The 24,389-nt window shown below is 68.9% G+C and carries 19 protein-coding genes; 14 read left to right on the forward strand and 5 right to left on the reverse strand.

Going from position 1 to position 24,389, the window contains the following annotated elements:
* Positions 1-138: 138 nt before the first annotated feature.
* Positions 139-3,018 (forward strand): endonuclease/exonuclease/phosphatase family protein, encoded by a 2,880-nt coding sequence (locus GR702_RS00635; protein WP_160984021.1) that lies wholly within the window; start codon positions 139-141, stop codon positions 3,016-3,018.
* Positions 3,019-3,099: 81 nt separating this feature from the next.
* On the opposite strand, the gene GR702_RS00640 is transcribed toward GR702_RS00635, so the two are convergent.
* The gene (locus tag GR702_RS00640) at positions 3,100-3,489 is read right to left on the reverse strand and encodes an acyl-CoA thioesterase (protein ID WP_160984022.1); all 390 of its coding nucleotides are present in this window, start codon (positions 3,487-3,489) and stop codon (positions 3,100-3,102) included.
* Positions 3,489-5,594, reverse strand: a complete 2,106-nt coding sequence (locus GR702_RS00645; protein ID WP_160984023.1) for a S9 family peptidase — start codon at positions 5,592-5,594, stop codon at positions 3,489-3,491. Before GR702_RS00645 ends, GR702_RS00640 begins: the two co-directional genes overlap by 1 nt.
* Before the next feature lie 47 nt (positions 5,595-5,641).
* Between GR702_RS00645 and GR702_RS00650 the strand changes: the two genes are divergently transcribed.
* From GR702_RS00650 to arfB, 9 genes are all read left to right on the forward strand, one after another.
* The gene (locus tag GR702_RS00650) at positions 5,642-7,456 is read left to right on the forward strand and encodes an aminopeptidase P family protein (RefSeq protein ID WP_160984426.1); all 1,815 of its coding nucleotides are present in this window, start codon (positions 5,642-5,644) and stop codon (positions 7,454-7,456) included.
* A gap of 117 nt (positions 7,457-7,573) precedes the next feature.
* The gene (locus GR702_RS00655; protein ID WP_337192487.1) at positions 7,574-7,894 is read left to right on the forward strand and encodes a cupin; all 321 of its coding nucleotides are present in this window, start codon (positions 7,574-7,576) and stop codon (positions 7,892-7,894) included.
* A gap of 299 nt (positions 7,895-8,193) precedes the next feature.
* Entirely contained in the window at positions 8,194-8,859 is a 666-nt protein-coding gene (locus tag GR702_RS00660; protein WP_202407980.1) for an EF-hand domain-containing protein, read from the forward strand.
* Positions 8,860-8,890: 31 nt separating this feature from the next.
* Positions 8,891-9,655, forward strand: a complete 765-nt coding sequence (locus tag GR702_RS00665) for a response regulator (protein ID WP_160984024.1) — start codon at positions 8,891-8,893, stop codon at positions 9,653-9,655.
* Entirely contained in the window at positions 9,655-11,091 is a 1,437-nt protein-coding gene (locus GR702_RS00670) for a sensor histidine kinase (RefSeq protein WP_160984025.1), read from the forward strand. Before GR702_RS00665 ends, GR702_RS00670 begins: the two co-directional genes overlap by 1 nt.
* 54 nt (positions 11,092-11,145) lie before the next feature.
* Positions 11,146-13,014 (forward strand): aminodeoxychorismate synthase component I, encoded by a 1,869-nt coding sequence (pabB, locus tag GR702_RS00675; protein ID WP_160984026.1) that lies wholly within the window; start codon positions 11,146-11,148, stop codon positions 13,012-13,014.
* An 11-nt stretch (positions 13,015-13,025) separates the two neighbouring features.
* On the forward strand, positions 13,026-14,207 hold the full coding sequence (locus GR702_RS00680; RefSeq protein ID WP_160984027.1) for a pyridoxal phosphate-dependent aminotransferase: 1,182 nt from the start codon (positions 13,026-13,028) through the stop codon (positions 14,205-14,207).
* A gap of 120 nt (positions 14,208-14,327) precedes the next feature.
* Positions 14,328-15,065, forward strand: a complete 738-nt coding sequence (locus GR702_RS00685) for an RluA family pseudouridine synthase (protein ID WP_160984028.1) — start codon at positions 14,328-14,330, stop codon at positions 15,063-15,065.
* A complete protein-coding gene (arfB, locus tag GR702_RS00690) occupies positions 15,058-15,465 on the forward strand; it encodes an alternative ribosome rescue aminoacyl-tRNA hydrolase ArfB (protein WP_160984029.1) in 408 nt (135 codons plus the stop codon). The genes GR702_RS00685 and arfB overlap by 8 nt, the downstream gene beginning before the upstream one ends.
* A 26-nt stretch (positions 15,466-15,491) precedes the next feature.
* Here arfB and GR702_RS00695 read toward each other — a convergent pair whose 3' ends face one another.
* Both GR702_RS00695 and GR702_RS00700 read right to left on the reverse strand, forming a co-directional pair.
* Positions 15,492-15,698: a hypothetical protein gene (locus GR702_RS00695; protein ID WP_160984030.1), complete on the reverse strand. Its 207-nt coding sequence runs from the start codon at positions 15,696-15,698 to the stop codon at positions 15,492-15,494.
* A gap of 117 nt (positions 15,699-15,815) precedes the next feature.
* Positions 15,816-17,030 (reverse strand): glycosyl transferase, encoded by a 1,215-nt coding sequence (locus GR702_RS00700; protein WP_160984031.1) that lies wholly within the window; start codon positions 17,028-17,030, stop codon positions 15,816-15,818.
* A 156-nt stretch (positions 17,031-17,186) separates the two neighbouring features.
* On the opposite strand from GR702_RS00700, the gene GR702_RS00705 reads away from it, so the two are divergent.
* Together GR702_RS00705 and GR702_RS00710 are read left to right on the forward strand one after the other, a co-directional pair.
* A complete protein-coding gene (locus GR702_RS00705) occupies positions 17,187-17,864 on the forward strand; it encodes a response regulator transcription factor (protein ID WP_160984032.1) in 678 nt (225 codons plus the stop codon).
* Positions 17,865-17,874: 10 nt separating this feature from the next.
* Complete coding sequence (locus GR702_RS00710; protein ID WP_160984033.1) at positions 17,875-19,353, forward strand: sensor histidine kinase; 1,479 nt, start codon at positions 17,875-17,877, stop codon at positions 19,351-19,353.
* Here the strand turns inward: GR702_RS00710 and GR702_RS00715 are convergent.
* Complete coding sequence (locus tag GR702_RS00715; protein ID WP_160984034.1) at positions 19,305-20,516, reverse strand: sugar phosphate nucleotidyltransferase; 1,212 nt, start codon at positions 20,514-20,516, stop codon at positions 19,305-19,307. The two genes, GR702_RS00710 and GR702_RS00715, sit on opposite strands and share 49 nt — an antisense overlap.
* Before the next feature lie 232 nt (positions 20,517-20,748).
* On the opposite strand from GR702_RS00715, the gene GR702_RS00720 reads away from it, so the two are divergent.
* Positions 20,749-22,275 carry an alginate export family protein gene (locus tag GR702_RS00720; protein WP_160984035.1) on the forward strand — a complete coding sequence of 509 codons (1,527 nt, stop codon included), beginning with the start codon at positions 20,749-20,751 and terminating at the stop codon, positions 22,273-22,275.
* A gap of 45 nt (positions 22,276-22,320) precedes the next feature.
* Positions 22,321-24,384: an AsmA family protein gene (locus tag GR702_RS00725; RefSeq protein ID WP_160984036.1), complete on the forward strand. Its 2,064-nt coding sequence runs from the start codon at positions 22,321-22,323 to the stop codon at positions 24,382-24,384.
* Positions 24,385-24,389 lie beyond the last annotated feature (5 nt).

Here is a 24,389-nt window from a genome sequence, read left to right on the forward strand (position 1 = left end):
TCCATCGCCTGCCGACGAAGGCATCATTACGGTCCGAACGCGAAGTCGTCGAACGCGAAGTCGCTGAAGGCTGATCGATACCAGGACCCATCGGCCAGCGTAATTCTCTACGGCTGAACCCCATCCAGGCTGAGGACCATGTCGATGCTCGAAAGCGGTTCCTACGAAGGCGAAGCGGAAGGCTTGCGGTTCGAATTTCGGGTGGGCCGCGACACCGAGGGTCCGCTGCGCACGATAAGCGCCGATGTCACCCGCGATGGCGCTTTCGTCGCTTCGCTCATCTGTGAAGCGCTCAGGGAGGAGCCGGCTACGGGTCAGGCGACCGGAACGGTGAGGTTTCGGGGGCACCCCGATCTGGTCAGCGGCAGCCTGCGCCTCGAGGTGGATGGGCGCGGCATCGGCTCATTCTATCTCGCGGTCGATCTCGAGGGCAATTACCGCGACGTGTTCGCCGGCAGGCTTGAGCGGCGCGGCGACTTCATGCGCAGGCTGACCATCGAGATCGACGGGATCGAGGGAACGAAGCCGCCCTCCACCGAGGGTTTCGCGGGACGATCGGGCCTTGTCACCATCGCCCGCGCCTTCGAGACTGCGGGGTTCGAGACGACCGTGCGGGTCGATCCCTTCAGGATCAAGGCGCCCGATCCCATGCGGGCCCGTGGTTACACGCTCGCCGAGATCCATTCCGCCATGGAAGCGGCGAGCCTTCGCGATCCTGCCGATGGCCTTCATGTCCACATGTTCGTGTGCAGCTACCTCGCCGGGCGGGACGGGCGCGGCGTCCTGGGCGTCATGTATGACTATGAGGCCGATCTGAACCGCCGTCCGCGCGAAGGCGTGGCGGTCTTCTACGACCATCCGCTGCTGTCCGACCCGCGCGTCCCCGAGGCCGATCGCAACCGCGAGTATGTGTTCACCGCCGTCCACGAGATCGGCCACGCCCTCAATCTCCTGCACAGTTTCGACAAGGCCCGCCCTTCGGCCCTGTCTTGGATGCAGTACCCGCACCTCTATCCCAAAGGCTACGAGGCTTCGCGCGACCATGACGGCACGAGCGCCTTCTGGCGCCGGTTCCCGGAAACCTTCGATGCCGACGAACTCGTCCATCTGCATCATGCCTCGGTCCGCGAGATCGCCGCGGGCGGGTTTCCGTTCGGGACATATGAGGACGGCCTCAGCCAGCCGTTCGGCGGACCGGGCCAGCCCCGGCTGACGCGCCCCGGCGGCAACCCCCTGCGTGCGATCGGCGGCATCGACCTTGCTATCGCCTCGCTCAAGCGGGTTCATCAACTGGGCGAACCCGTCTTTGTCAGCGCCCGGATCACCAACGCGACTGCCGAGCCGATCCATTTCCCCGACGCCCTCGATCCGGCGCACGGCTACCTGCGCTTGACGATCCGCTCGCCCTCGGGCCGCACGTTCACTTATCGGCCGCCTGCGCGCATGTGCACGCAGGCCGGTCTGGTGCGGCTTCCCGCACGACAGGAATACGCAGGCTTCGATGGAATCCCCCTGTTCCTCGGAGCCGATGGGCCGGTGTTCACCGAGCCGGGCGACTACGAGGTCCGGGCCGAGCTGGCGGGCGTCAACGGCTCGCGCGTGCTCTATTCGAAACCCGCCACCGTCAGGATCGCGGTTCCGGACGCGCCGACCGAGGATTTCGCAAGGCGCCTCTGGGACAATCGCGGTGCACTGCACGCGCTGTACCTGCGTCATCCACTTGCCGCTCACGATGCCTGGAACGACATCGCCGAGGCCGGCCTGCCCGGCCAGCACGGCAACACCACCGAGGGGTACTTCGACTATATCGCCGGGCTTGGCTGGGCGACCCCCTTCGCCCCGGGGCACGGCCGCCGGGAATATCACCCCGATTTCGGCAAAGCGGCCGAGCACATGCGGCGGGTCGACCCATCGGGCCTGCCGCAATCGGTCCGGCAGAGGGTGGCCGCGCTCTGCGCCGAGCAGGAGCATGAGCCGGCGCGGTTACGGACATTTGCCCTGCCGCACGGGATCGCGCCCGCAGGTCCCGTGCCGCTTCGGGCGCCCGAACTCATGCGGGCAAGCGTGCCGCCGGGCGGGCTTTTCGGCTTCCTCGGTCTCGACGGCGCCGTTTCCGAAGAGCCGCTCGATCCGCTCCAGCGCATAGTGCCCTCGCTACGCGACGAGGCCGCGTTCGCGGACATCGTGTCGTGGAACATCGAGCACTTCCACAACGAGGCGAACTGGACCAAGATACCGAAGATCGCCGAACTGATCCGCTCGTTCCGCTGCGATTTCTGGGCCTTGCAGGAGGTCGACGAGCGTTCCCTTGCCGAGCTCACCGAGGCGATCAACACCGGGGGCAACGTTCGATACGGCTATATCGCGGTGCCCGGCTCCGGCCAGCAGAGCGGGGCGATCTTCCGTCGCGACACGACCCGCGTGCGGGTGATCGAACCGCCCGTGGACATCGAGGCCGAGCTTGCCCAGGAGATCCGCGTCGAGCTGTCCAACGGCAAGACCGCAGACCGCAAGGTCTTCCACCGCCGTCCCATGTTCCTCGAGGTCCAGGTGTCGCAGGGCGCGGCGGTGTTCGATTTCCGCTGCGCGATCGTCCACCTCAAGAGCACCGATACCAAACTGGCGGACACGGGATCGTCAATCCGCGAAGCCTCCGCGCGAACGCTTGCGCGCTGGATCGCCAGGGACCGCGAGAGCGGGAGCGAAACGGATTACCTGATCCTAGGCGACATGAACGCGGAAACCGCCCGGCAGGGGCTCGCGGCATTCTCGGCCGAGAATGACCTTGCGCTGCTTTCGCTGGGCATGCGCGAGGACTATGGGCACGATGCGCTCACGCGGGTCGCCAGCAGGAGACTCCTCGATCATATCGTCGTGACGCGCGACCTGGTGGCGGCGATGCCGGAAGAGGACCTGGGCGAGCAGCTTATCGTTCGCTCCGACCTGGAACTGGCCGCGTTCACGAAGGACTATTCCGATCACATCCCGGTCGCCGTCCGCTTCATCATCGGCGACTGATCCCCATAGGTTCGCGGTCGAACCGGCGATCAGGCGGACGACGCCGGCGATCCGCGCTCCGGCCTCGAAACTCCTCCCTGCCTAGTCGCCCACGAATGGCGCGGCGACTTCGGGAGGGACGCGCACGAGGCGGCCGGTGGCGATATCGATCATCGCCCAGGTCGTCCGCGCCGAGACGATGACCTTGCCCGCCGCGTTGCGGAAATCCACGCGCCGGTCGAAGCGGGCGCCGGAAGGGCCTTCGGGGATGAAGGTCTCGCCCGTCACGCTTTCGCCCTCGCTGATGTTGCCGCGATAGTCGATCTCGTGGCGGGTCACGAGCCAGGCGTACTTCTCCTGATGCTCGGCCGGGGCGAGCGCGGCCCAGTGCGCGCCCGCCATCGCCTCCATCCACTGCACCCACACCGCGTTGTTGACGTGGCCCATCACGTCGATGTGCTCGGGCAGCGCGGTGAAGGTGAGCGTGAACATCAGCCTTCGACCCCGAGCTGCCACAGGATGAAGGCGAATTCCTCCGCCGTCTCCTTCAGGCTCTCGAAGCGGCCGGACTTGCCGCCATGCCCTGCGCCCATGTTGGTCTTGAGGATGAGTTCGTTGTCGTCCGTCTTCATCTCGCGCAACCTGGCGACCCACTTGGCGGGCTCCCAGTAGGTCACGCGCGGATCGTTCAGACCGGCCGTCACCATGATCGGCGGATAGGGCTGGGCCCTGATCTGGTCGTAGGGGCTGTAGCTCAGGATGAGGTCGAAGGCCGCCTTGTCCTCGATCGGGTTGCCCCATTCCGGCCACTCGCCGGGCGTGAGCGGGAGGCTGTCGTCCAGCATGGTGTTGAGCACGTCCACGAAGGGCACATGCGCCACCACCGCGCCGAACAGGTGCGGGTCGGAGTTGATCACCGCCCCCATCAGTTCGCCGCCGGCAGACCCGCCCGAAATGCTGATCCGGCCCTCGGCGGTGAAGCCGCGCTCGATCAGGCCGCGCGCCACGTCCACGAAGTCGTTGAAGGTGTTGGTGCGCCGCTCAAGCTTCCCGGCCTTGTACCAGGCGCGGCCCATGTCGTCGCCGCCGCGGATATGGGCGATGGCATAGGCAAAGCCCCGGTCCACAAGGCTGAGGCGCGAGGTCGAGAAGCCCGGGTCGATGGAGATGCCGTAGGCGCCGTAGCCATAGAGGTGCAGCGGCCCATCGCCGCCCACGGTCTCGGCCCGGTCCTTGCGGTACATGATCGAGACCGGGATCGCGGTGCCGTCGCGCGCGGTGATCTCCAGTCGCTCGGTGGCGTAGAGCGAAGCATCGTAGCCCGAGGGGATTTCCTGGACCTTGAGCGTCTCCAGCGTGCGCGCGGCGACATCGTAGTCCATCACCGAGGACGGGGCGACCATCGATTCGTACGTCAGCCGCAGCGTCGACACATGCCATTCAGGGTTGTTCGACAGACCCGCCGAGTAGCTTGCCTCGGGGAAAGTGATCGGCTCCACGCGGGCGGGATCGTCGTAGTAGCGCACCTCGATCCGGTCGAGGCCGGCGCCTTCGCCCTGCGCACGGCGTCCCTCGATCACGTAGAACTCGCGGAACAGGTCGACGCCGGTGAGGTAGAACTCGTCGGTGCCTTCGATCAGGCTCGTCCACTCGCCCGGATTGTCGAGCGGGGCAGTGGCGAGGCGGAAGTTCTCGTGAGTGTCATTGGTGTGGATGTAGAGCACACCGTCGCGCTCGTCGACGTCGTACTCGACGCCCTTCTGCCGCGCCTTCACGAGTATCTGCGTGCCGAGCGGATCGTCGGCCGGGACCATGCGGCATTCGCTCGTCTCGTGGTCGCTGGTGCCGATCAGCAGCCACTTCTCGTTCGCGGAGAGCGAGGAGCCGACGCGGAAACCCTCGTCGTCCTCGTGGTAGAGCTCGACGTCGTTCTCCACCGGCTCGCCCAGCCAGTGCAGGCGGGCATTGTCGGTGCGCCACTGCTCGTTGGCGAGCGAATAGACGATGCCCCTGTCGCCCGCCACCCAGACGAGGCCCGAGAGCGTGCCGGGGATCTCGTCCGGCAGCAGTTCGCCGGTTTCGAGGTTCTTGATCCGCGCGGTGAAGCGCTCGGAACCGTTGTCGTCGATCGCATAGGCGAGGAGCTTGCCGTTCGCGCTGGTGGAGATCGCGCCGAGGCGGAAGTATTCCTTGCCTTGCGCCAAAGCCACCTCGTCGAGGATCAGCTCGTCGGGGCCGCCTGCCACCGGGCGGCGCCACCACTTCTTGTATTCGGCCCCTTCCTCGAACTCGATCCAGTAGAGCCAGTCGCCGTCCTTCTGCGGCACCGAGGTGTCGGCTTCCTTGATCCGGCCGCGCATCTCGGTGAACAGCGCGTCGATCCGGCCCTTGTGCGCTGCCATGCGCGCCTCGAACCAGGCGTTCTCCGCCTCCAGGTGGGAGAGGACCTCCTTGTCCGTCACCTCGGGATAGCCCGCGTCGCGCAGCCAGGCGTAATCGTCGGTCACGCTGGTGCCATGGCGGGTGAAGGAATGCGGCTTCTTCGCCGCGCGCGGGGGACCGATCAAGGTCTGGGTGGAATCTGCCATCGCTCCCATCTATGTTTGCAGCATTCCCCCCGCAAGCCGGATACCATGACATGCTGATGAATACTCACGAAGCCCGCCTCGACGACCTGCGCAAGGAACTGAAGGCGCGCGGTCTCGACGGGTTCGTGATCCCGATCTCGGACGAGCACATGAGCGAATACGTGGGCGCCTATGCGCAGCGGCTGGAATGGCTGACCGGCTTCGGCGGCTCGGCGGGGACGGCCGTGGTGCTGACGGACCCGGCGCTGGTGCCCTCCGCGGCGATGTTCGTCGACGGTCGCTATACCCTGCAGGTGCGCGAGCAGGTCGATGGCCGGCTCTATGCTTACGAAAGCGTGCCGCAGACCAGCCCGGCCGCGTGGCTGGCCCGCCATGCGCCCGCTGAGGCGCGTATCGGCTACGACGCCTGGCTGCACGGCTCCAGGTGGGCACAGGGGCTGGAGCAGGCGCTGGCCGCCCGGGGCGCCGCCCTCGTGGCGGTGGACGGCAACCCCGTGGACGCGGTGTGGCACGACCAGCCCGTCCCATCCGATGCCCCCGCACTCGTCCATCCCGACAAGTACGCCGGCCAGTCGAGCGAGGCGAAGCGCGCGGCGGTGTCCGAATGGCTTTCCGAGCGCGGGCTCGACGCGGCCGTCGTCACCGCGCTCGATTCGATTGCGTGGCTGCTCAACATCCGGGGCACCGACGTGAGCCGCACGCCCGTCGCCCTCTCCTACGTCATCGCCCGCGCGGACGGCACCGCCGAGCTGTTCATGGCACCCGGGAAAGTCACCGAAGACGTGCGCCGCCATCTTGGCAACGCGGTGAGCATCCGCCCGCGCGACAGCTTCGTCGCGGCGCTGCGCGACCTTGCCGGCAAGCGCGTGGCGGTCGATCCCGAACGCGCCGTCAGCGCCATCTTCGCGGAACTGAGGAACGCGGGCGCCACCATCGTCGAGGAACGTGATCCCACCGTGCTGCCCAAGGCGATCAAGAACCCGGTGGAGCAGCAGGGCCACCGCGCCGCGCAGGCCCGCGATGCGGCGGCCGTGTCGCGCTTCCTGCACTGGCTTGCGGTGGAAGCGCCCAAGGGCGGCGTCACCGAGCTTTCCGCCGCCGCCAGCCTGCAGTCCTTCCGCGAGATGGACCCGCTGCTGCGCGACCTTTCGTTCGACACGATCTCGGGCGCGGGGCCGAACGGCGCCAGCCCGCATTACCGCGTCTCGGAGGAGACGAACCTGAAGCTGGAGCCGAACTCGGTCTATCTCGTCGATTCGGGCGGGCAATACCTTGACGGCACCACCGACATCACCCGCACCGTCTGGGTCGGCCCCGATGCGCCCGGGCCCGAAGTGAAGGACCGCTTCACCCGCGTGCTCAAGGGCCACATCGCGCTGGCGCTGGCGGTCTTCCCGCAAGGCACGGTGGGCGGGCAGCTCGACGTGCTGGCGCGCCTGCCGCTGTGGGAGGCCGGGCTCGACTATGCGCACGGCACCGGCCACGGCGTCGGCAGCTTCCTGTCGGTGCACGAAGGACCGCAGCGCATCGGCAAGCCGGCGGGCGGGCAGGCCGGAACCGACCAGCCGCTGATGCCGGGCATGTTCCTGTCGAACGAGCCGGGCTACTACAAGACCGGCGAGTACGGCATCCGCATCGAAAACCTGGTGCTGGTGGAACCGCGCGCGATCGAGGGTGCCGAGGGCGAGTTCTACGGCTTCGAGACGCTCACCCACGTGCCGATCGAACGTCATCTTGTTGACGTGTCGCTGCTGACCGAGGCCGAGCTTGCATGGTGGAACGCCTATCATGCCCGCGTGCTCGAGATCGTCGCCCCGCAGCTCGACGGCCCCTCCCTCGCCTGGCTGGAGGCGCAGTGCGCGCCGCTTTGACAACCTCGCTCTGACAGGAGAAATCCCCATGACCACGCTGGCGCGCGACCTTCGGACTTTCCCGGTCCACCTGGGCCCCGCGCCGGCGCGGCCATCCAGCCCGCCTTTACCGGAACCATGGAATGGTACGCCGACTACGCAAGGCGCACCGAGGCCGAGGATGAGGACGGGTTCGGGCGGCTGGTCAGCATGTTCGACTTCGCGCAGGACTGGGACAGCTGGGAAATGCACCCTGCGGGCGACGAGGTCGTGGTCTGCCTCGCGGGCGAGATGACGCTGATCCAGGAACATCCCGACGGCAGCCTCCACTCCGAGACGATCGCGGCGGGGCAGTACCTCATCAACCCCGCCGGGGTGTGGCACACGGCCAATATCCCGGTGCCCGCCAGCGCGCTGTTCATTACCGCCGGACAGGGCACCGAGAGCCGCCCGCGCTAAAGACGGGGACTGCGCCCTGCGCCCTGCGCCCTGCGCTCGCCACCGCCCCCGCCCCCGCCCCCTGCTCCTCCAAGCCCCCCGGGTCATTTCATCCGGCCGCTGAACAACCGTTCACCGGCTTTGCGCGTTCATGAACGGTGACGCGCAGGTGTGACAATTGGCGACAATAAACGCCGCCGCCGGCATAACTGCGCGACAACAGGCCCGTAGAACGGGTTCCAGAGAGCCGCGGGGCACCTTCCCCTCCCCCGCCGCGCGGTTCTCATCCCCTTTCGCAGAAAACGGATCAGAGAAACGCCATGATCACCACGATGAAGAAGCTGACGCTCGGCCTCTCGGCCGTCGCTCTTGCCACAGGCGGCGTCGCCTGCGCGCAGGCTCCCGCCAACCCGCCCAGGATGGAGCGCCCCAGGATGGATGCGGACGGCGACGGCACCGTGACCCGCGCCGAGGCGCAGACCGCCGCCGCCGCCATGTTCGCCCGGATGGATGCCAACAAGGACGGCAAGCTCGACAAGGCCGATCGCGAACTCGCCCGCCAGCAGATGCGCGATGCCCGCTTCGCCCGGATGGACGCCAACGGCGACGGTTCGATCTCGAAGACCGAGTTCTCCGCCGAGCGCGGTCCCAAGGGCGGCGAAGGTGCAGAACGCCCCGGCAATGACGGTCCCCGCGCCGAAGGCCGCAAGGACGGCAAGCGCGGCGGGCATCACCGCTTCGGCAAGGGTGGCCACGGTCGCCACGGCGGCATGATGATGATGGCCAAGCAGGCCGACACCAACAACGACGGCGCCATCAGCCAGGCCGAATTCACCGCCGCCGCCATGAAGCGCTTCGATGCCGAGGACGCCAACAAGGACGGCAAGGTCACCAAGGAAGAGCGCACGGCCGCGCGCCAGGCGATGAAGGCCAAGTGGCAGCAGATGCGCGCCGACAAGAAGGCTGACAGCAAGGCCGCGAACTGACAGGGATGGCGCGGCCCTTCGAGGAATACCGATGAACGATACCGCGCCTTCCCCGCCAGCCCCTCCAAGGCTGCTGCTCGTCGATGACGAGGCGGCCCTGCGCGAACCCCTGGGCGAGTACCTCTCGCGGCAGGGGTTCGCCGTCGTCCAGTGCGAAAGCGCCGCGCAGGCCCGCTCCCGCCTGCGCGACGCGGCGGGCGAGGACCGTTTCGATCTCGTCCTGCTCGACATCATGATGCCGGGCGAGGATGGCCTCTCGCTCTGCCGCCATCTGGTCGAGGCGCAGGACATGCCGGTCATCTTCCTCACCGCGCGCGGCGAGCCGACCGACCGCATCGTCGGGCTCGAGATCGGCGCCGACGACTATGTGGTGAAGCCTTTCGAACCGCGCGAGCTGGTGGCGCGCATCCGCAGCGTGCTGCGCCGCGCCGCCCGCACCGGGAACGCCGCGCCCGAGGCCGAGAACGAGGCCTTCGAGTTCGAGAGCTGGCGCCTCGATCCCCTCAAGCGCCGCCTGATCGACCCCGAAGGTGCGATCGTGGCGATTTCCTCGGTCGAGTTCCGGCTGCTGATGGCCTTCCTCGAACATCCCCGTCAGGTGCTCAACCGCGACCGCCTGCTCGACATGGTGCAGGGCCGCGAGGCGCACCTGTTCGACCGCGCGGTGGACAATCAGGTCAGCCGCCTGCGCCGCAAGATCGAGGTCGACAGCCGCAATCCGCAACTGATCCAGACCGTCTGGGGCGGTGGCTACATGCTCGCCGCGGACGTGCGCCGCGTGACGCTCGACAGCTGATGAAGTTTCCTTCCCCCGCCCTTCCCCGGCCCAAGAGCCTCATGGGGCAGATGCTGATGGCGGTCGCCGCCGCGCTGCTGCTCGTGCAAGGGATTGGCGCGCTTCTCGTCTTCCGCGCCCAGCGGGAGAGCTTCGAGGTCGGCATGGCCAATGCCGCCGCCTTCCGCCTCGTCGCCGAGACGCGCGGTCCCGGCGCTCTCGAACGGATGCGGCGGGGCGACCGCCCGGCGTTCGGTGGAGCCCAGCCGCGCGGCTTCCCCGTGGAGTTCGCCACCGCATCCCCCGCCCGCCCCGGCGAGGATCGCGACGCGCGGGCGGAGGCCCGCATCGCGCGCATCCTCGACGATCAGGAACTGCAGGCCTCTGAAGTCGTCGTCCTGCACCGCACGGTGCGCGGCGATGCCGCCGCCCGCCGCACGCTGGAGCGCCGCGCCGCGCGCCGGCACATGGACGAGGCGAAGCTCGCCGGGCTGATGGACGACAACTTGCTGGTGGTCGCCATCCGCCAGCCCGCACGCGCGAACTGGATGGTCGCGCGCATCCGCTCGCCGCGCGTCGTCAATCTGCTGCTCGTCCCGCTCCTGGCGCAGACGCTGGTCATCTACCTCGTGCTGGTGGGCGCGGTGGCGCTGATCCTGCGCCGCATCACCCGCCCGCTGGCGGCGCTGACCCGCCGGGTGGAGCAGTTCGCCTATGCGCCGGGCTCCGCCGGGCAGTTGGAGCCCAGTGGGCCGGACGACATGCAGCGCCTGATCGTGGCGCACAACGCCATGGAAGCGCGCATCGTCGCGATGCTCGACGAGAAGGACGTGATGCTCGGCGCCATCGGCCACGATCTCAAGACCCCGCTCGCGGCCTTGCGGGTACGGATCGAATCGGTCGAGAACGATGCCGAGCGTGGCCGCATGGCCGGCACCATCGAGGACATCGTGCGCACGCTCGACGACATCCTCTCGCTTGCCCGCGTGGGCCGTCCCAGCGACCCGCGCGAGCGTACCGAACTTTCCGCTCTCGTCGCCTCCGTGGTGGAGGAGTACGAGGACATGGGCGATCCGGTGGAACTTGGCGATACGCAGCGCATCGTGCTGGAGGCGCGCTCGACCTGGCTGCGCCGCGCGCTGCGCAACCTCATCGGCAATGCCCTGCGCTATGGCGAGCGCGCGCGCGTCACGCTATCGCGCGAAGGCGGGAGCGCGGTCATCCGCATCGAGGACGACGGCCCCGGCATCCCCGAGGCCGAGATCGAGGGCATGATGAACCCTTTCGTGCGCGGCGATCCATCCCGCAATTCGGCGACTGGCGGGGCCGGGCTCGGCCTGGCGCTGGCGCGTGCGATCGCGGACCAGCACGGCGGCGCGCTGGTGCTGGCGAACCGGCTCTCGCCCGCCGGAAAGGTGGAGGGGCTGACCGCCCGGCTGGAAATCCCCGCCGCCTGACCGCGACGGGGTTTGCCTGTGCTTGGCGCTGCCGCTAAGGGCCTGCCAAAGCCCATGCCAGACCCATTCGTCCTCCTCGATGACGCCCGAGCAACCGGCACCGCCGACGCGCGGCTTTACCGCGACCCTTGCGAAACCGTGACGGCGATGCGCGCAGAGCAGGTGGCAGGGGCCTTGGCCCGCATGGAAGCGCTATCGGCGCGGGGGCTCCACCTTGCCGGGTACATGGCCTACGAAGCCGGGCTCGCGCTGGAGCCACGGCTTGCCCCGCTGCTGCCCGCCCGCACCGGCGCCGGAGGGCCGCTGCTGTGGTTCGGCGCCTTCGAACGCTGCGAGACGATAGCCCGCGAGGCGCTGCCAGGCCGCCTCGCCGCCTTGGGCGGCAACGGTCCCGCCGCCTTGGGCGGGAGCGGTCCCGCCGAGATCGGCCCGCTGGAGCCGCAGGTGGAGTTCGGCGACTATGCCCGCGCCTTTGATATTCTTCATGCCGCGATCTGCGCGGGCGACATCTACCAGGCGAATCTCACCTTTCAGCTGGCGGGACCGTGGCAGGGCGATCCGCTTGCGCTCTACGCCGCGCTGCGTCCCCGGGCCGAGGCGGGGCACGGGGGCGTGGTGTTCGACGGTGCCCACTGGCACCTCAGCTTCTCGCCCGAACTGTTCTTCGCGCTTCAGGGCGGCGCGCTTACCGTCCGGCCCATGAAGGGTACAAGGCCCCGCGGGCGCGATGCGGCCGAGGACGCCGCGCTTCGCGCCGATCTGGAAGCGAGCGAGAAGGACCGGGCCGAGAACCTCATGATCCTCGACCTCATGCGCAACGACCTTGCGCGCGTGGCCGAGGCGGGTAGCGTGCGGGTGGAAGCCCCCTTCACGGTCGAAAGCTATCCCACCGTCCACCAGATGGTCTCCACGGTGCAGGCCCGGCTCGAGGACGGGCGAAGCGCCTTCGACGTGGTGCGCGCGCTGTTTCCCTGCGGTTCGATCACCGGCGCACCCAAGATCCGGGCGATGGAACTGATCGCCGGGGTCGAGGGCCATGCACGCGGTCCCTACTGCGGATCGATCGGAAGGATCGAACCCTCTGGCGATGCGGCGTTCAATGTGGCAATTCGCACCCTTCGGCTCATCCCCGATCGCAGCGGGACGGGCCGGATCGGCGGCCGGGCGATCCTTGGGGTCGGCTCGGCGATCGTCGCGGACTCTGAAGCGCTTCCCGAATGGCGGGAATGCCTGGTCAAAGGGGGTTTCGTGCGGAATTCGGAAGCACGAGTGACACCGGGATCGGCGCAGGCGGCCACTTCTCCGGCCAGCTTCGACCTGATCGAGACGATCCGCTTCACGCCCGAAGAGGGCATCGCGCTGCTGGAACTGCACCTGGAACGTATCGGCGCGAGCGCGGCGGCGCTGGGCTTCGGGTTCGACCGGCATGCGGTGCGCAACGCCATCCAGGCGCTGTGCTTCGATGCGGACGAAGCCTCTCGGCTGCGGCTCGTGGTGGGTCGCACCGGCGCCTTCGCGCTCGAACTCAGCGCGCTTCCGGCGGCATTGCCCGAACCGGCGAGTGTCGCCGTGCTGCGCCTCCCCGTGGACCCGGGCGACTGGCGGCTGGCGCACAAGACCAGCGATCGCGGCTTCTACGACAAGGGACTGGCACTGGCGCGCGGCGCCGGAGCCGACGAGGCCATCCTGCTGCGCGACGACGGGCTCGTCACGGAAGGCTGCTTCACCAACATCTTCGTGGAGCGCGGCGGCACGCTGCTGACGCCGCCAACGGCGCTGGGCCTGCTGCCCGGCGTGCTGCGCCGCTCGTTGCTGGAGCAGGGCCGCGCGGCCGAGGCGGCGCTGACGCTCGACGATCTTGCCGAAGGCTTCCTCATCGGCAATGCCCTGCGCGGGCTGATGCCTGCGCGGTTCCTGGTCTGAGAGGCCACGCCATGCACATCTCCCCCGCCCTTGCCCGCATCGCCCCGTCGCAGACCACGGCCATGACCGACCGCGCCACGCAGCTGCGCGAAGCCGGGCACGACGTGATCTCGCTTTCCGTCGGCGAACCCGACTTCGCCACGCCGCCGCACGTAGTGGAAGCGGCCAAGGCGGCGCTGGACCGCGGCGACACCAGGTACACGCCCGTCGGCGGCACCTCGCGGCTCAAGCAGGCCGCCGCGCTGCATTTCGCGCGGGACCTCGGCATCGTCGTCCCGCCCGAGCAGGTCACCGTCAGCGCGGGCGGCAAGCAGGCGATCTTCCACGCCCTGCTGGCCACGATCAGCGCGGGCAGCAGCGGTGGCGGCGACGAGGTGATCGTTCCGGCCCCGTGGTGGGTCAGCTACCCCGAGATCGTTCGCTTCGCGGGCGGCAGGGTGGTGCCCCTCCACACCCACCCACGGCACGGTTTCCGCTTCTCCGCCGCCGACCTCGAGGCGCAGATCGGCCCGCGCACGCTCTGGCTGCTGCTCAACAGCCCCGGCAACCCGACCGGCGCCTGCTTCCCCGCCGAAACGCTGCTCGCCATCGGCGAGGTGCTGCGCCACCATCCGCGCGTGATGGTGCTGTCGGACGACATCTACGCGCCCATCAACTATACCGGCGGGCGACACGCCACTCTGGCGAACCTCTGCCCTGACCTTTCCGACCGCATCCTGACCATTTCGGGCGTGTCGAAAAGCCATGCCATGACGGGCTTCCGCATCGGCGTGGCGGCCGGTCCCGAGTGGCTGATCAGGGCGATGGAGCGGCTGCAGTCGCATTCCTCGGGCAATCCCTGCTCGATCAGCCAGGCGGCCGCCGTCGCCGCTTTTGAAGGACCGCAGGACTTCCTGGCCGACTGGTGCGGCCGGTTCCGCGCCCGCCGCGACCTCGTCGTCGCCGCCATCAACGCCATTCCCGGACTTTCCACGCCGGTGCCCGACGGTGCCTTCTACTGCATGGTCGATGCCGAGCCGCTGATGGAACGCTTCGGCGACGATGCGGCGCTGGCGCTGCACCTACTCGAGCACGGCGTCGCCATCGTTCCGGCATCTGCTTTCGGCGGGCGCGACGGCTTTCGCATCAGCTTCGCCGCCGACGAGGCCAGACTGGTGGAAGCCTGCAGGCGGATCGCGCAAGCGGTTGCGTGAAAGCGCATCCCGGCGGTGCCGGGCGGCGGGAACGGGGCAGACTTCGCGCGCGCTTGCGCGTAAGGCACGCCTTGCGGTCCCTGCCGGGCGCAGGGACGACGAATGGAAAGCTGGACGTAAATGGAACTGGAAATCCTCTTCGAGGACGGCGAGGCGCTCGTCATCGACAAGCCGGGCGGCCTGCCGCTCGATACTCCGCGCGCCGGCGGTCCCAGCCTCGAGGACCGGCTGGACGAGCTGAAGCTGGGCTTCCAGCGCGAACCGGCGCCCGTGCACCGGCTGGACCGCGACACTTCGGGCTGCCTGCTGCTGGCCCGCAATCCCAAGGCGCTCAAGCGTTTCTCCGTCGCCTTCGAAGAACGCAAGGTGGAGAAGGTCTACCTCGGCGTGGTCGCCGGGGTGCCCGAGGAGGAGGAAGGCACGATCCAGCTTTCGCTCTCCAAGGTCAGCACCGCGAAGGACGGCTGGCGCATGATCCCCGCGCGCAAGGGCAAGCCTGCGGTCACGCACTGGCGCAAGCTCGAAGTGCGCGACGGGCTTGCGCTCGTGGAGTTCCGGCCCGAGACGGGGCGCACGCACCAGATCCGCGTGCACGCAGCTTCCGGGCTTGGCCTGCCGCTGCTCGGCGACCCGGTCTATGGCTCCGGGGCAGACCGCGCGCGCAGCGTCCGCCGTACCATGCTCCACGCAGCCGCGCTCACCGTCCCTCGCGGTGGGGACAAGGCCCCGATCGTGGCCCAGGCACCGATGCCGTCGGATTTCCGCGCTCTGGGCTTCACCACGCCGGATGCCCCGCTTGCCCCATCCCCCCTGCCCGATGCGGCACCCGACGCGGCACCCGACGCAGGCGATGAATGAGATAGTCGACCGGGCCCAGGCGCTGGCGAGCGAAAGCTTCATCGCCTCGACCGGGCCGGGCGGGCAGAACGTCAACAAGGTGGCGACGGCAGTGCAGCTCCGGCTGGACTGCTATGCCCTGCGGCTCAGCCCGCCGGTCTTCGCGCGGCTGCGCGAGCTTGCGGGCAGCCGCATGACGTCGCGAGGGGAACTGGTGCTCACCGCCCGCCGCTTCCGCACGCAGGAAGCCAACCGCGCCGATGCGCGCGAACGGCTCGCCGAACTGCTGGAGGAAGCGCAGAAACTGCCCGAAAAACGCGCGAAGAGCCGCCTCAACCGCATCGGCAAGGAGCAGCGGCTGAAGGGCAAGAAATTGCGCGGCAACGTAAAGGCCGGGCGCGGCAAGGTCAGCTTCGACTAGGCCGCCGCGCCTCCCGCGCCTCCGGTCTAGAAGACCAGCGCGAAGATCCCCGCCCACATGGCGATGCTGAGCAGACCGGCGGCAAGCCACCAGCGCCACAGGACAGGCCGCGCGCCGACCGTGCCCGGCGCAGGCCCCACGCCCGCGCGCGCAAGCCAGGGGGACGAGCGGAGCGGGCTCGTCTCGGCGGGTCCGCCCGGACGACGATCGCTTTCGTGTTCCATACCCGACATAGCCGCAGACCTTGAACCTGGTTCCGTAAAAACCCGGTATGGATAGCATCGCTGCACTTGCCGGTCGATAGACGAGGGCCTCAGGGAAAAACCGGGGTCGTCTGGCGAAATCGGACCTCAGGCCGCCGCAGTCCACTGCCCGGCAGCCAGCCCCACCGGCAGCCCGGCATAGCGTTCGACGATGCCTGCCGCCGCGCCTACCGGGTTGCGGCCGCCCAGAGTGGGACTGCCGTCCGCCGTCCAGCCGATGCCCGCGATCGAATAGGCCATCCGCTCGCGCTGCCAGGCGAGGTAGGCATGGTGGCTGGCGAATGCGCGGTCGATCGCCGCCACCGGGTCCGCATCCGCGCCGATGACATCGCCGAAATGCCACATCGCGTAATCGTCGCTGTCCCGCCAGTCGACGCCCCGGGCATCGACGAAGAGGCAGGGCCGCGGGCGGACGAGGAACTCGTAGACCTGGCTGCTGACATCGCCGAGGTAGAGGTCCGCGCCGAGGGTGTAGGTCATGTCGTTGCAGCGCGCCGAGCCGAGGTCGACGACGACCTGCCCGGGCACGGCAAGCGCCTGCCACTGCCGCCGCTGGCGCGCGGACAGGTGCCGGGCGAGCCGGACATGGGGCGCGACCACCAGGTTGTAGCGCCCGTCCCTTGCTACCGCCTCCACGAGCCGCCGCCCGAACGCCTCCATCGACGATAGGGTCCTGCAGAAGTGCGGGTTGTAGAGGATCGTGGGCCGGGCATTGTCGAAAAGCGGCGCGCGCTTCGCGGCGGCGGGAAGAACCGTGGAGAGCTTGATCGGCCCGGTCACCGTGCAGTCCGCCGGCTGGACGAAGCCGCTCGCCAGCAGGCGTTCGCGGTCCTTTTCTCCCGCCACCATGACGTGATCGAACAGCGTGAAGCGCTTCTCGAAGCCCACTGCGCGGTCTCCTGCGCCGTGCGGGATGTGGAGGATCGGCGGGCAGTCTCCCCGCAGGCGGCGCAGGACGGTGGAGGTGCGTTCCGCGCAGAGGATGGCGTCGGCATCGCAGAGCCGCTTCGCCCAGGTGGCCAGCCGCACCGTCTTGTGGAGGTTCCCCGGCAGCATCCGCATGGCGCGGGGAAGGTCCATGGCCACGATCTGCGGGACCGGCCCGCCGGATTCGAGAGCCCGGGCCCGTGCCGCGCTGGCCTCTTCCCCGGTGCAGACGAAGACAGTCACCTGCCCCGGGTGGCGTCTTTCCAGCTCAAAGGCGACCGGCAGGATGTGCGCGAACTGGTGCACGCCGCCGATGGCAACGACATGCAGGCGGGCAGGACGGGCCGAGGACGCGGAGGCGGAAGATGCGGGCATCGCGCGCCCTTGCCGCAGCGACATGTTTGCCGGATGGGCCGTTTATGTAGATTTGCCCATGTTGGCCGGGGCTCGGTTTCCGGGGGACGCAGGAGCCTTGCGGCACGGGCATGATCTCGACGCCGGACATGGCGCAGGATAAGGCTCGTCGCCGCGATGCAGATACTCCTCGTCGAAGACGACGCCGCCCTTGCCGCCCATATCGTCGCCGGCCTGCGCGAGGCGGGCCATGTCGTCGAGCATTGCGCCGACGGGCGCGACGCACTGGTGCGCGCGGCTTGCGAGACATACGACGCGATCGTGCTCGACCGCATGCTGCCCACGCTCGACGGGCTCAAGCTGCTGGCGGCCCTTCGTGCCACCGACGATGCAACGCCTGTCCTGATCCTCAGCGCGCTCGGCGATGTGGACGAGCGGGTGCGCGGCCTTCGCGCCGGGGGCGACGACTACATGGCCAAGCCCTTCGCCATGTCCGAACTGCTCGCCCGGCTCGAGGTGCTGGCAAGGCGCAATGCCCCTCTCACGCCGGCGGCCAGCCGTCTGCGGGTGGCCGATCTCGACATCGATCTGGCTTCCCACAGCGTCACCCGTGCAGGGCGGCGCATCCAGCTCACCTTGCGCGAGCTGAGGATCCTTGCCTACCTCGCGCGCAATGCAGGGCGTGTGGTCACCCGCACGATGCTGCTGGAGAACGTGTGGGACTACAACTTCGACCCGCAGACCAACATCATCGACCAGCACATCAGCAAGCTGCGCCAGAAGATCACGGCCGAGGGGGAGCGCGATCTCGTCCACACCGTGCGGGGCGTGGGCTACATGATGCGCGAGGCGTGAGGGCGCCTGCATGAACCGCCTGCTGCGCAGCCTCTCGTTCCGCCTCGCGCTGACTTATGCCGGGCTGTTCTGCCTTTCGGTGGCGCTGTTGATGGGGGCCGTCTACTGGCTGCGCGTGGTGGTGCCGATGGACCGGGCCCGCTGGATGGTGCAGCAGGAGGAGGCCGCGTTCCGGGCCGAGTATCTCGCCCGCGGCCCCGATGCCACGCGCGCGGCGCTGGAGCGGCGGGCGCACGCTACCGGCGGAATCAAGGCATTCCATGCGCTGCTCGCCCCCGGCGGCGCAGTCGTCACGGCCAACCTGCCGAGCTGGCCGGTGCGTCCAATGCCGCACCTGACGCTGATCGAGGCCGACACCTTCCTCGACGGCGCCGAGGTCGACCACAACGCGCTGGTCAGCGACCAGTACCTTCCCGACGGCGCGCGCCTGATGGTAGGACGCGACGTCGAGGACGTGACGAGCGAGGCGGAAGTGCTGCGCACCGCGGCGATCTGGATCTTCGGCGTCACGCTGCTGCTGGGTCTGAGCGGCGGCTGGCTGATGAGCCTGGCGATCGGCGCCAGGATCGAGGCCGTGCGCCGCGCGGCACGGCAAGTGATGGATGGCGACCTGGCCGGGCGGGTGGAAGTGCGCGGCACCAACGACGACTTCGACCGGCTGGGCGAGACGCTGAACCTCATGCTGTCGCGCATCGAAAGCCTTTTCCGCGCGGTGCAGAGCGTATCCGACAACGCGGCCCACGAGCTGCGCACGCCGCTGGCGCGGCTGGTGGGGCGGCTGGAAGAGCTGGAGCACCGCTCCCGAAGCGATCCCGCCATGCGTGCAGCCGCCGCTGGCGCAATCGCCGAGGCGAGCCGGCTGCAGCAGATCCTCGCGGCCCTGATGCGCATCTCGCGGTTGGAGAACGGGCGCCATCCGCTGGAACTGCAGCGCACCGACGTCGTGCAGCTACTGGAGGATCTGGTGGAGTTCTACCAGCCCGAGGCGGAGCGGCTCGGCATCGAACTGGTCTTGAAGGCACGCCGCCCGCTGGTCGCGGACCTCGACCTTGACCTGGTGTTCCAGGCGCTTTCCAACCTGCTGGACAATGCCCTCAAGCACGCCGGCGGCGGCCGGCGCGTGGAACTGCAGGGTTCGCGCCTGGCTGCCGGCCTGTGCCTGAGCGTGACGGACGACGGCCCCGGCCTCGACGAGGAGGAGCGCGAACGCGTGACCGAGCAGTTCTATCGCGGCCGTGCCTCGGGCAAGTGCCCCGGCGATGGCCTCGGCCTCAGCATGGTCGCGGCCATCGCGCATGCGCACGGCGCCGCGCTGGAGTTCGCCGATGCCGCGCCGGGCCTGCGGGTGCAGCTGGTGTTCCCCGAGGCGGCTCAGCCGGGTAGGCATCGTTGCTCCGCAGCCATGCTCGCGATCGCCGCCGACAGCCTTTCGGGCGAGTGTCAGACCGCCGAGGCGACAGCCGGTGTGCGCCCCAGGGCCGGTGCATAGGGCACGCGCGGATCGCGCCGGAGCGGGGCGATCCTGTCCACGGGCGCCGGGCGACGAAGCGCCTCGAGCCGGCGCAGCGCCGCTGCCGAGACGACGCGGATGCCGCCCTCTGACACGGTGCACCACTCGCCATGGACGGCAAGCTCGGCATCGAGGTCAAAATGGTCGGGCAGGACCGCGTCGCCGGTGACGATCGCGTCCGAGATCCGGGCGAAGCGGCCTATCCTTGCGCCCGGCAAGGCGACCACGTTGCGCAGCACGCTGCCAAGGCCGATGGATCCGCTGTCTCCCGCCATCGCGCGCCGCGCGTGGACGATCGGCCATCCCGCATCGAGCGGCAGCGCTCCATCCCTGATCCGGCACTGGATCGCGTGGTACGCATCGAGGGTGCCCAGATCATGCCAGAGCGGCTCGCTCTCGCCGCGCCCGGGCAGAGCATAGGCGTAGGCGGTGCCCGCCGCGACAAGTCGGGGGATGACGTGCTGGCCGAAATCCAGCTCTTCCACGCTCGCGCTCATGTCGATGAGGATGGCGCGCAAGGCCTGCCAGTCGAAGACGTAGATACCCATCGAGGCAAGGGCATGACCGGGCCGGTCGTGGGCCTGCGGCGCGTGGGCCGGCTTTTCCACGAAGGCCTGGATGCGAAAGTCCGCTCCGGCGTCGAGCACGCCGAAGCCCAATGCCTGTGCAAGCGGCACGTGGATCACGCCGACGGTCGCCTGCGCCCCGCAGGCGATATGACGGTCCAGGAAGGGCCGGTAGTCCATCTGGTAGAGATGGTCCCCGCCAAGGATCACGACATGGCGGGGCGCCAGCCGGTCGATCTCGGCGATGACGCTGGCGACGGCGTGGGCAGTGCCTTCGAAGGGACCGAAATCCTCGCCGTCGAGCACCTGGAAGGAGCAGCCTTCGGGGTCCGCGCCCCAGCAGCGTTCCACGTGGTTCTGCAGCGATGCGGGCTCGTACTGGGTGAGCACCAGGGCCTTGCGCAGCCCCGAGTTGGCGATGTTGGCAAGGGTGAAATCCACCAGCCGCGCGTCGGGGCCGACCGGCAGGGCAGGCTTCGCCTCGGCCTGCGTCAGGTCATGCAGGCGGCTTCCCTTGCCACCGGCGAGCACGATCGACACCACCTCGTCCAGAGGCCCCGCATTGCAACCGCTCATGATACCCCCGATCCGCTCCATTCGCTTCGGCTGCGTAATGCACTGAAGCAATTGCGGTTCCGCCTTGCCGTGAGGCATTCGCGCCATTTGCGGCGGATCGTTGCGGGCAGCGCGCATCGCGGCTCGTGTACGATCCTTCGATCGCCACCTTGGCTATCGCGAAAACGGCGCGGCCTGGCTAAAGGCAGTCCGCCCGCCGCGCATGCGGAGCGAGACGAGAGGAATGCCGCAAATGTCCCCCCGCCCCCCGCGCATCGCCGCCGTTCTTGGCCTTGGAGCCGCCGCGCTCTGGCTGGCGCCGGTCCAGGCTCAGGCTCAGGCTCAGGCTCAGGCTCAGGCGCAAGACCAGCACCCGCCGGCTTCCGCCGATCCCGCGCCGCAGCGCGCGGCTCCGCTCGCCCGCAAGAGCCCGCGCCCGCCTGCGGAAGCCGTCCCCGGTGGCCGCACGGCGCCTCCCGGCGTGCCTCAGGCGCAGCGCTGGACCGAGGACTGGTCGCAGCCTCCTGCCCCCGGCGCCTCCCTTGTCGAAAAGCTGCGCCATGTGCCGCTGGGCGCGAACGAGGACTTCTATCTCTCCATCGGGGGCGAGGCGCGCGCCTACTACACCGACTGGCAGCACGCGACGCTCGGCCTGCGGGCGGACGACGACAACAGCCTCGTCCAGAGCCGGCTGCGCCTGCTCGCGGACCTGCATCTGGGCCCGCAGGTGCGCGCCTACGTGGAACTGGGCGACAATCGTGAGTTCGGCGAGGAATTCGCCACCGCCGCCAACCGCGACAAGCTCGACCTCTATCAGGCTTTCGTCGACGTGACCCTGCCGCTCGGCGAGGCCGGACGCCTGACCCTGCGCCCCGGACGTTTCGAGATGCCGCTCGGCAATGGAAAGCTCGTCGGCACCCGCGAGGCACTCAACATGCGCTTCACGTACCAGGGGGTGCGGGCCACGTATATCCTGCCGGGCCGGATCTCGGTGGACGCCTTCGCGACCCGCCCCATCGCCGTGAGGCCGGGCACTTTCGACGACCGGGGCGATCCGGCGCGCGTCTTCCATGGCGTCTACGTAAGCGCACCCGATCTTTTCGCCGGCCTTGGAGCGGACCTTTACTGGTACGAGATGAAGCGCAAGGCCGCGACCCTGCGCGAGGGTACGGGCGCCGACGAGCGCGACACCCTTGGCGCGCGGCTGTGGCGACGCGACGCCGGCATCGATGTCGATCTCGAGGCGGCGCTCCAGCGCGGCACGTTCGCCGGGCAGGACATCCGCGCCTGGAGCGTGCTGCTGGAAGCGGGCTACACCTGGGCCGCGCTGCCGCTGAAGCCGCGCCTCGGCCTGCGGGCAGACGCATTCAGCGGCGACGACGATCTGGCGGACGGAACCGCGGGGACATTCGTGGCCGCCGCCCCCCGCCTGCCGATGCTGTCCGAAGGCGCCTTCCTCAACTTCTCGAACCTTGTCGACCTTTACCCCTCGCTCACCCTCAAGCCGCACGAGGCGGTCAGCGTCATGGTGGGGCCCCAGTTCCTGTGGCGCCAGAGCAGCGCGGACGGGGTCTACGTGGGGCCGGCGGGCGCTTCGTTCGCTCCTTATGGCAGCACCCGGCGGATCGGCACCACGCTCAATCTCGAAGCCTCGTGGCAGGTCACCCGCCGGCTTGGACTGCGCCTGTTCGAGACCCGTTTCGAGCCCGGCTCCGCGTTTGAGAAAGCCGGCGGACGACGGGCCAACTACTTCGGGCTGCAGACGAACTACCGCTTCTGAGTTCCCGTTGAAACCAAATGCCCTGCCCGGGCGCTATCGCCTATCATGGATGCGGCAGCGAAGATCGATGCCCCGGAGGGCGAACGGACGGCGGAGCCCTCTCGCAAGCGGCGCCTGCGCATCGTGCGCAACGTGGGGCTGGCCATCGTCGGGCTGATATTCGCGATCTGGCTGATCCTGTTCATCACCAAGGGTCGCTTCCTGAAGAGCCCGTTCGAAAGCGTCGTCTCCTCGATGACCGACCGCCGGGTTTCGGTGGCGGGCGACTTCCAGCTCTACTTCGCGCCGCTTCGCATCAAGTTCCTCGCCGAGGGGCTCGACGTCGCGAACCCGCAGTGGGCCACCCGGCCAAGCCTTTTCGCCGCGCGGCGGGTAGAAGCCCGGATCGCTCCGCTCTCGCTGCTGTTCGGCCGGCGCCACATCCACACGCTCGACCTCGACGGCGGGCGCGTCGATCTCGAGTGGGACGCGCCGCACAAGCACAACACCTGGACCTTCGGCAGCGGCGGCGGCGAGCCGCTCGAGTTCCCGCGGATAGATCGCGCCACGGTCACGGGCACGAGCATCCGCTACCTCGATCCGCAGATGCGCCTGCTCGCCAACCTGGCGGTCGAGCCCATCGTCTCCAACGACGCGCGCATCGGAAAGGCCGTGGCGCTCAAGGGAGACGGACGCCTGCGCGATACGCCCTTCCGCGTGAGCGCCCGCCTGCTGTCTCCGGACGCAACGGTCAACCGGGGCAGGAACGAGCTGGAACTGCGCGCATGGGCGGCGAACAGCATCCTCGACGTCTCGGGCACCCTGCCCTCCATCGCCGACGTGGAAGGCGTGCCGCTGCGGGTCCGCGCGCGCGGCCGCGACCTTTCCGAACTTCTCGCCATCATCGACGTCGCGATCCCGCAGACCCGGCGCTATGCGCTGAAGGCGCAGATGGTGAAGGAGGCGAACACTTACCGCTTCACCGATCTTGCCGGTACGTTCGGCCAGTCCGACCTTGCCGGGCGCTTCACCATTACCAATGCCGAGCGCCTCCACCTCGACGCAGCGCTCACCACCCGGCGGCTCGACATCATCGATGCCGCGCCCTTCATCGGCTACAATCCCGACATCGTGGCCTCGAAAGGCGCTGTTGCCGCCGCCGCGGCGACGGGTGCCGGTGCCCAGCGCGTGATGCCCGATGCCGAGCTTCCGGTGCAGTCGATGCAGCGCTTCGACGCCGGGCTGGACTGGAAGATCGGCGTGGTGCGTTCGCGCAACGTGCCGGTCGAGAAGATCGACCTGAAGCTGAAGCTAGAACGCGGGCGGCTCGAACTTTCGCCGCTCACCTTCTCCATGGCGCGCGGCGATGTCGCATCCGACTTCGTCTTCGACACACGCCAGCGCCCAAGCGCCATCAGCTACGACATCCGCTTGTCGCCTACCCCGATGGGTCGCCTCCTCTCGGGCTACGGTGTCGCCGAGGCAGGGACGACCGGCACGATCGCCGGGCGCATCCAGCTCAAGGGCCGGGGCGATACCATTCACGATTCGCTCGCCACCTCGTCCGGGCGCATCGCTTTCGTCATGCCGAGGGGCGCGTTGTGGACGCGCAACGTCCAGCTGGCCGAGCTCGACATCGGCACTTTCGCGTACAAGATGTTCCAGGGCAAGCTGAAGACGCCGGTGGAGGTCAACTGCGGACTGGTCGCCTTCACCGTCCGCAACGGAGTGGCCTCGACCGACCCGATCCTGATAGACACGCACAAGAACGTCATCACCGGCCGCGGAGCCTTCAGCTTCCGGACCGAAGCGGTGGACCTTGCCTTCCGGGCGGACGCCAAAAAGTTCAGCCTGTTCTCGGGCCAGTCGCCAGTCGGCATCCGAGGACGCTTCTCCGAGCCCAGGCTCGACGTCATCTCCCCCGAACTGCTCGGCCGTGCGGGTGCAGGCCTGGGACTGGCGGTGGTCGCCACGCCGGTTGCGGGCCTGTTCGCCTTCATCGACGTTGGGGATGCGAAGTCGGCCGCGTGCGGTCCGGTCCTTGCCGGCGCCAAGGCTTCGGCACAACGCACCACCAAGGGCAAGCCGCGCGACGATGTGGGCAAGGGAAAGGAAAAGCCGAAGGACTGATCGCC

It is taken from the genome of Novosphingobium silvae (genome assembly GCF_009856825.1).
Classification (GTDB): domain Bacteria; phylum Pseudomonadota; class Alphaproteobacteria; order Sphingomonadales; family Sphingomonadaceae; genus Novosphingobium; species Novosphingobium silvae.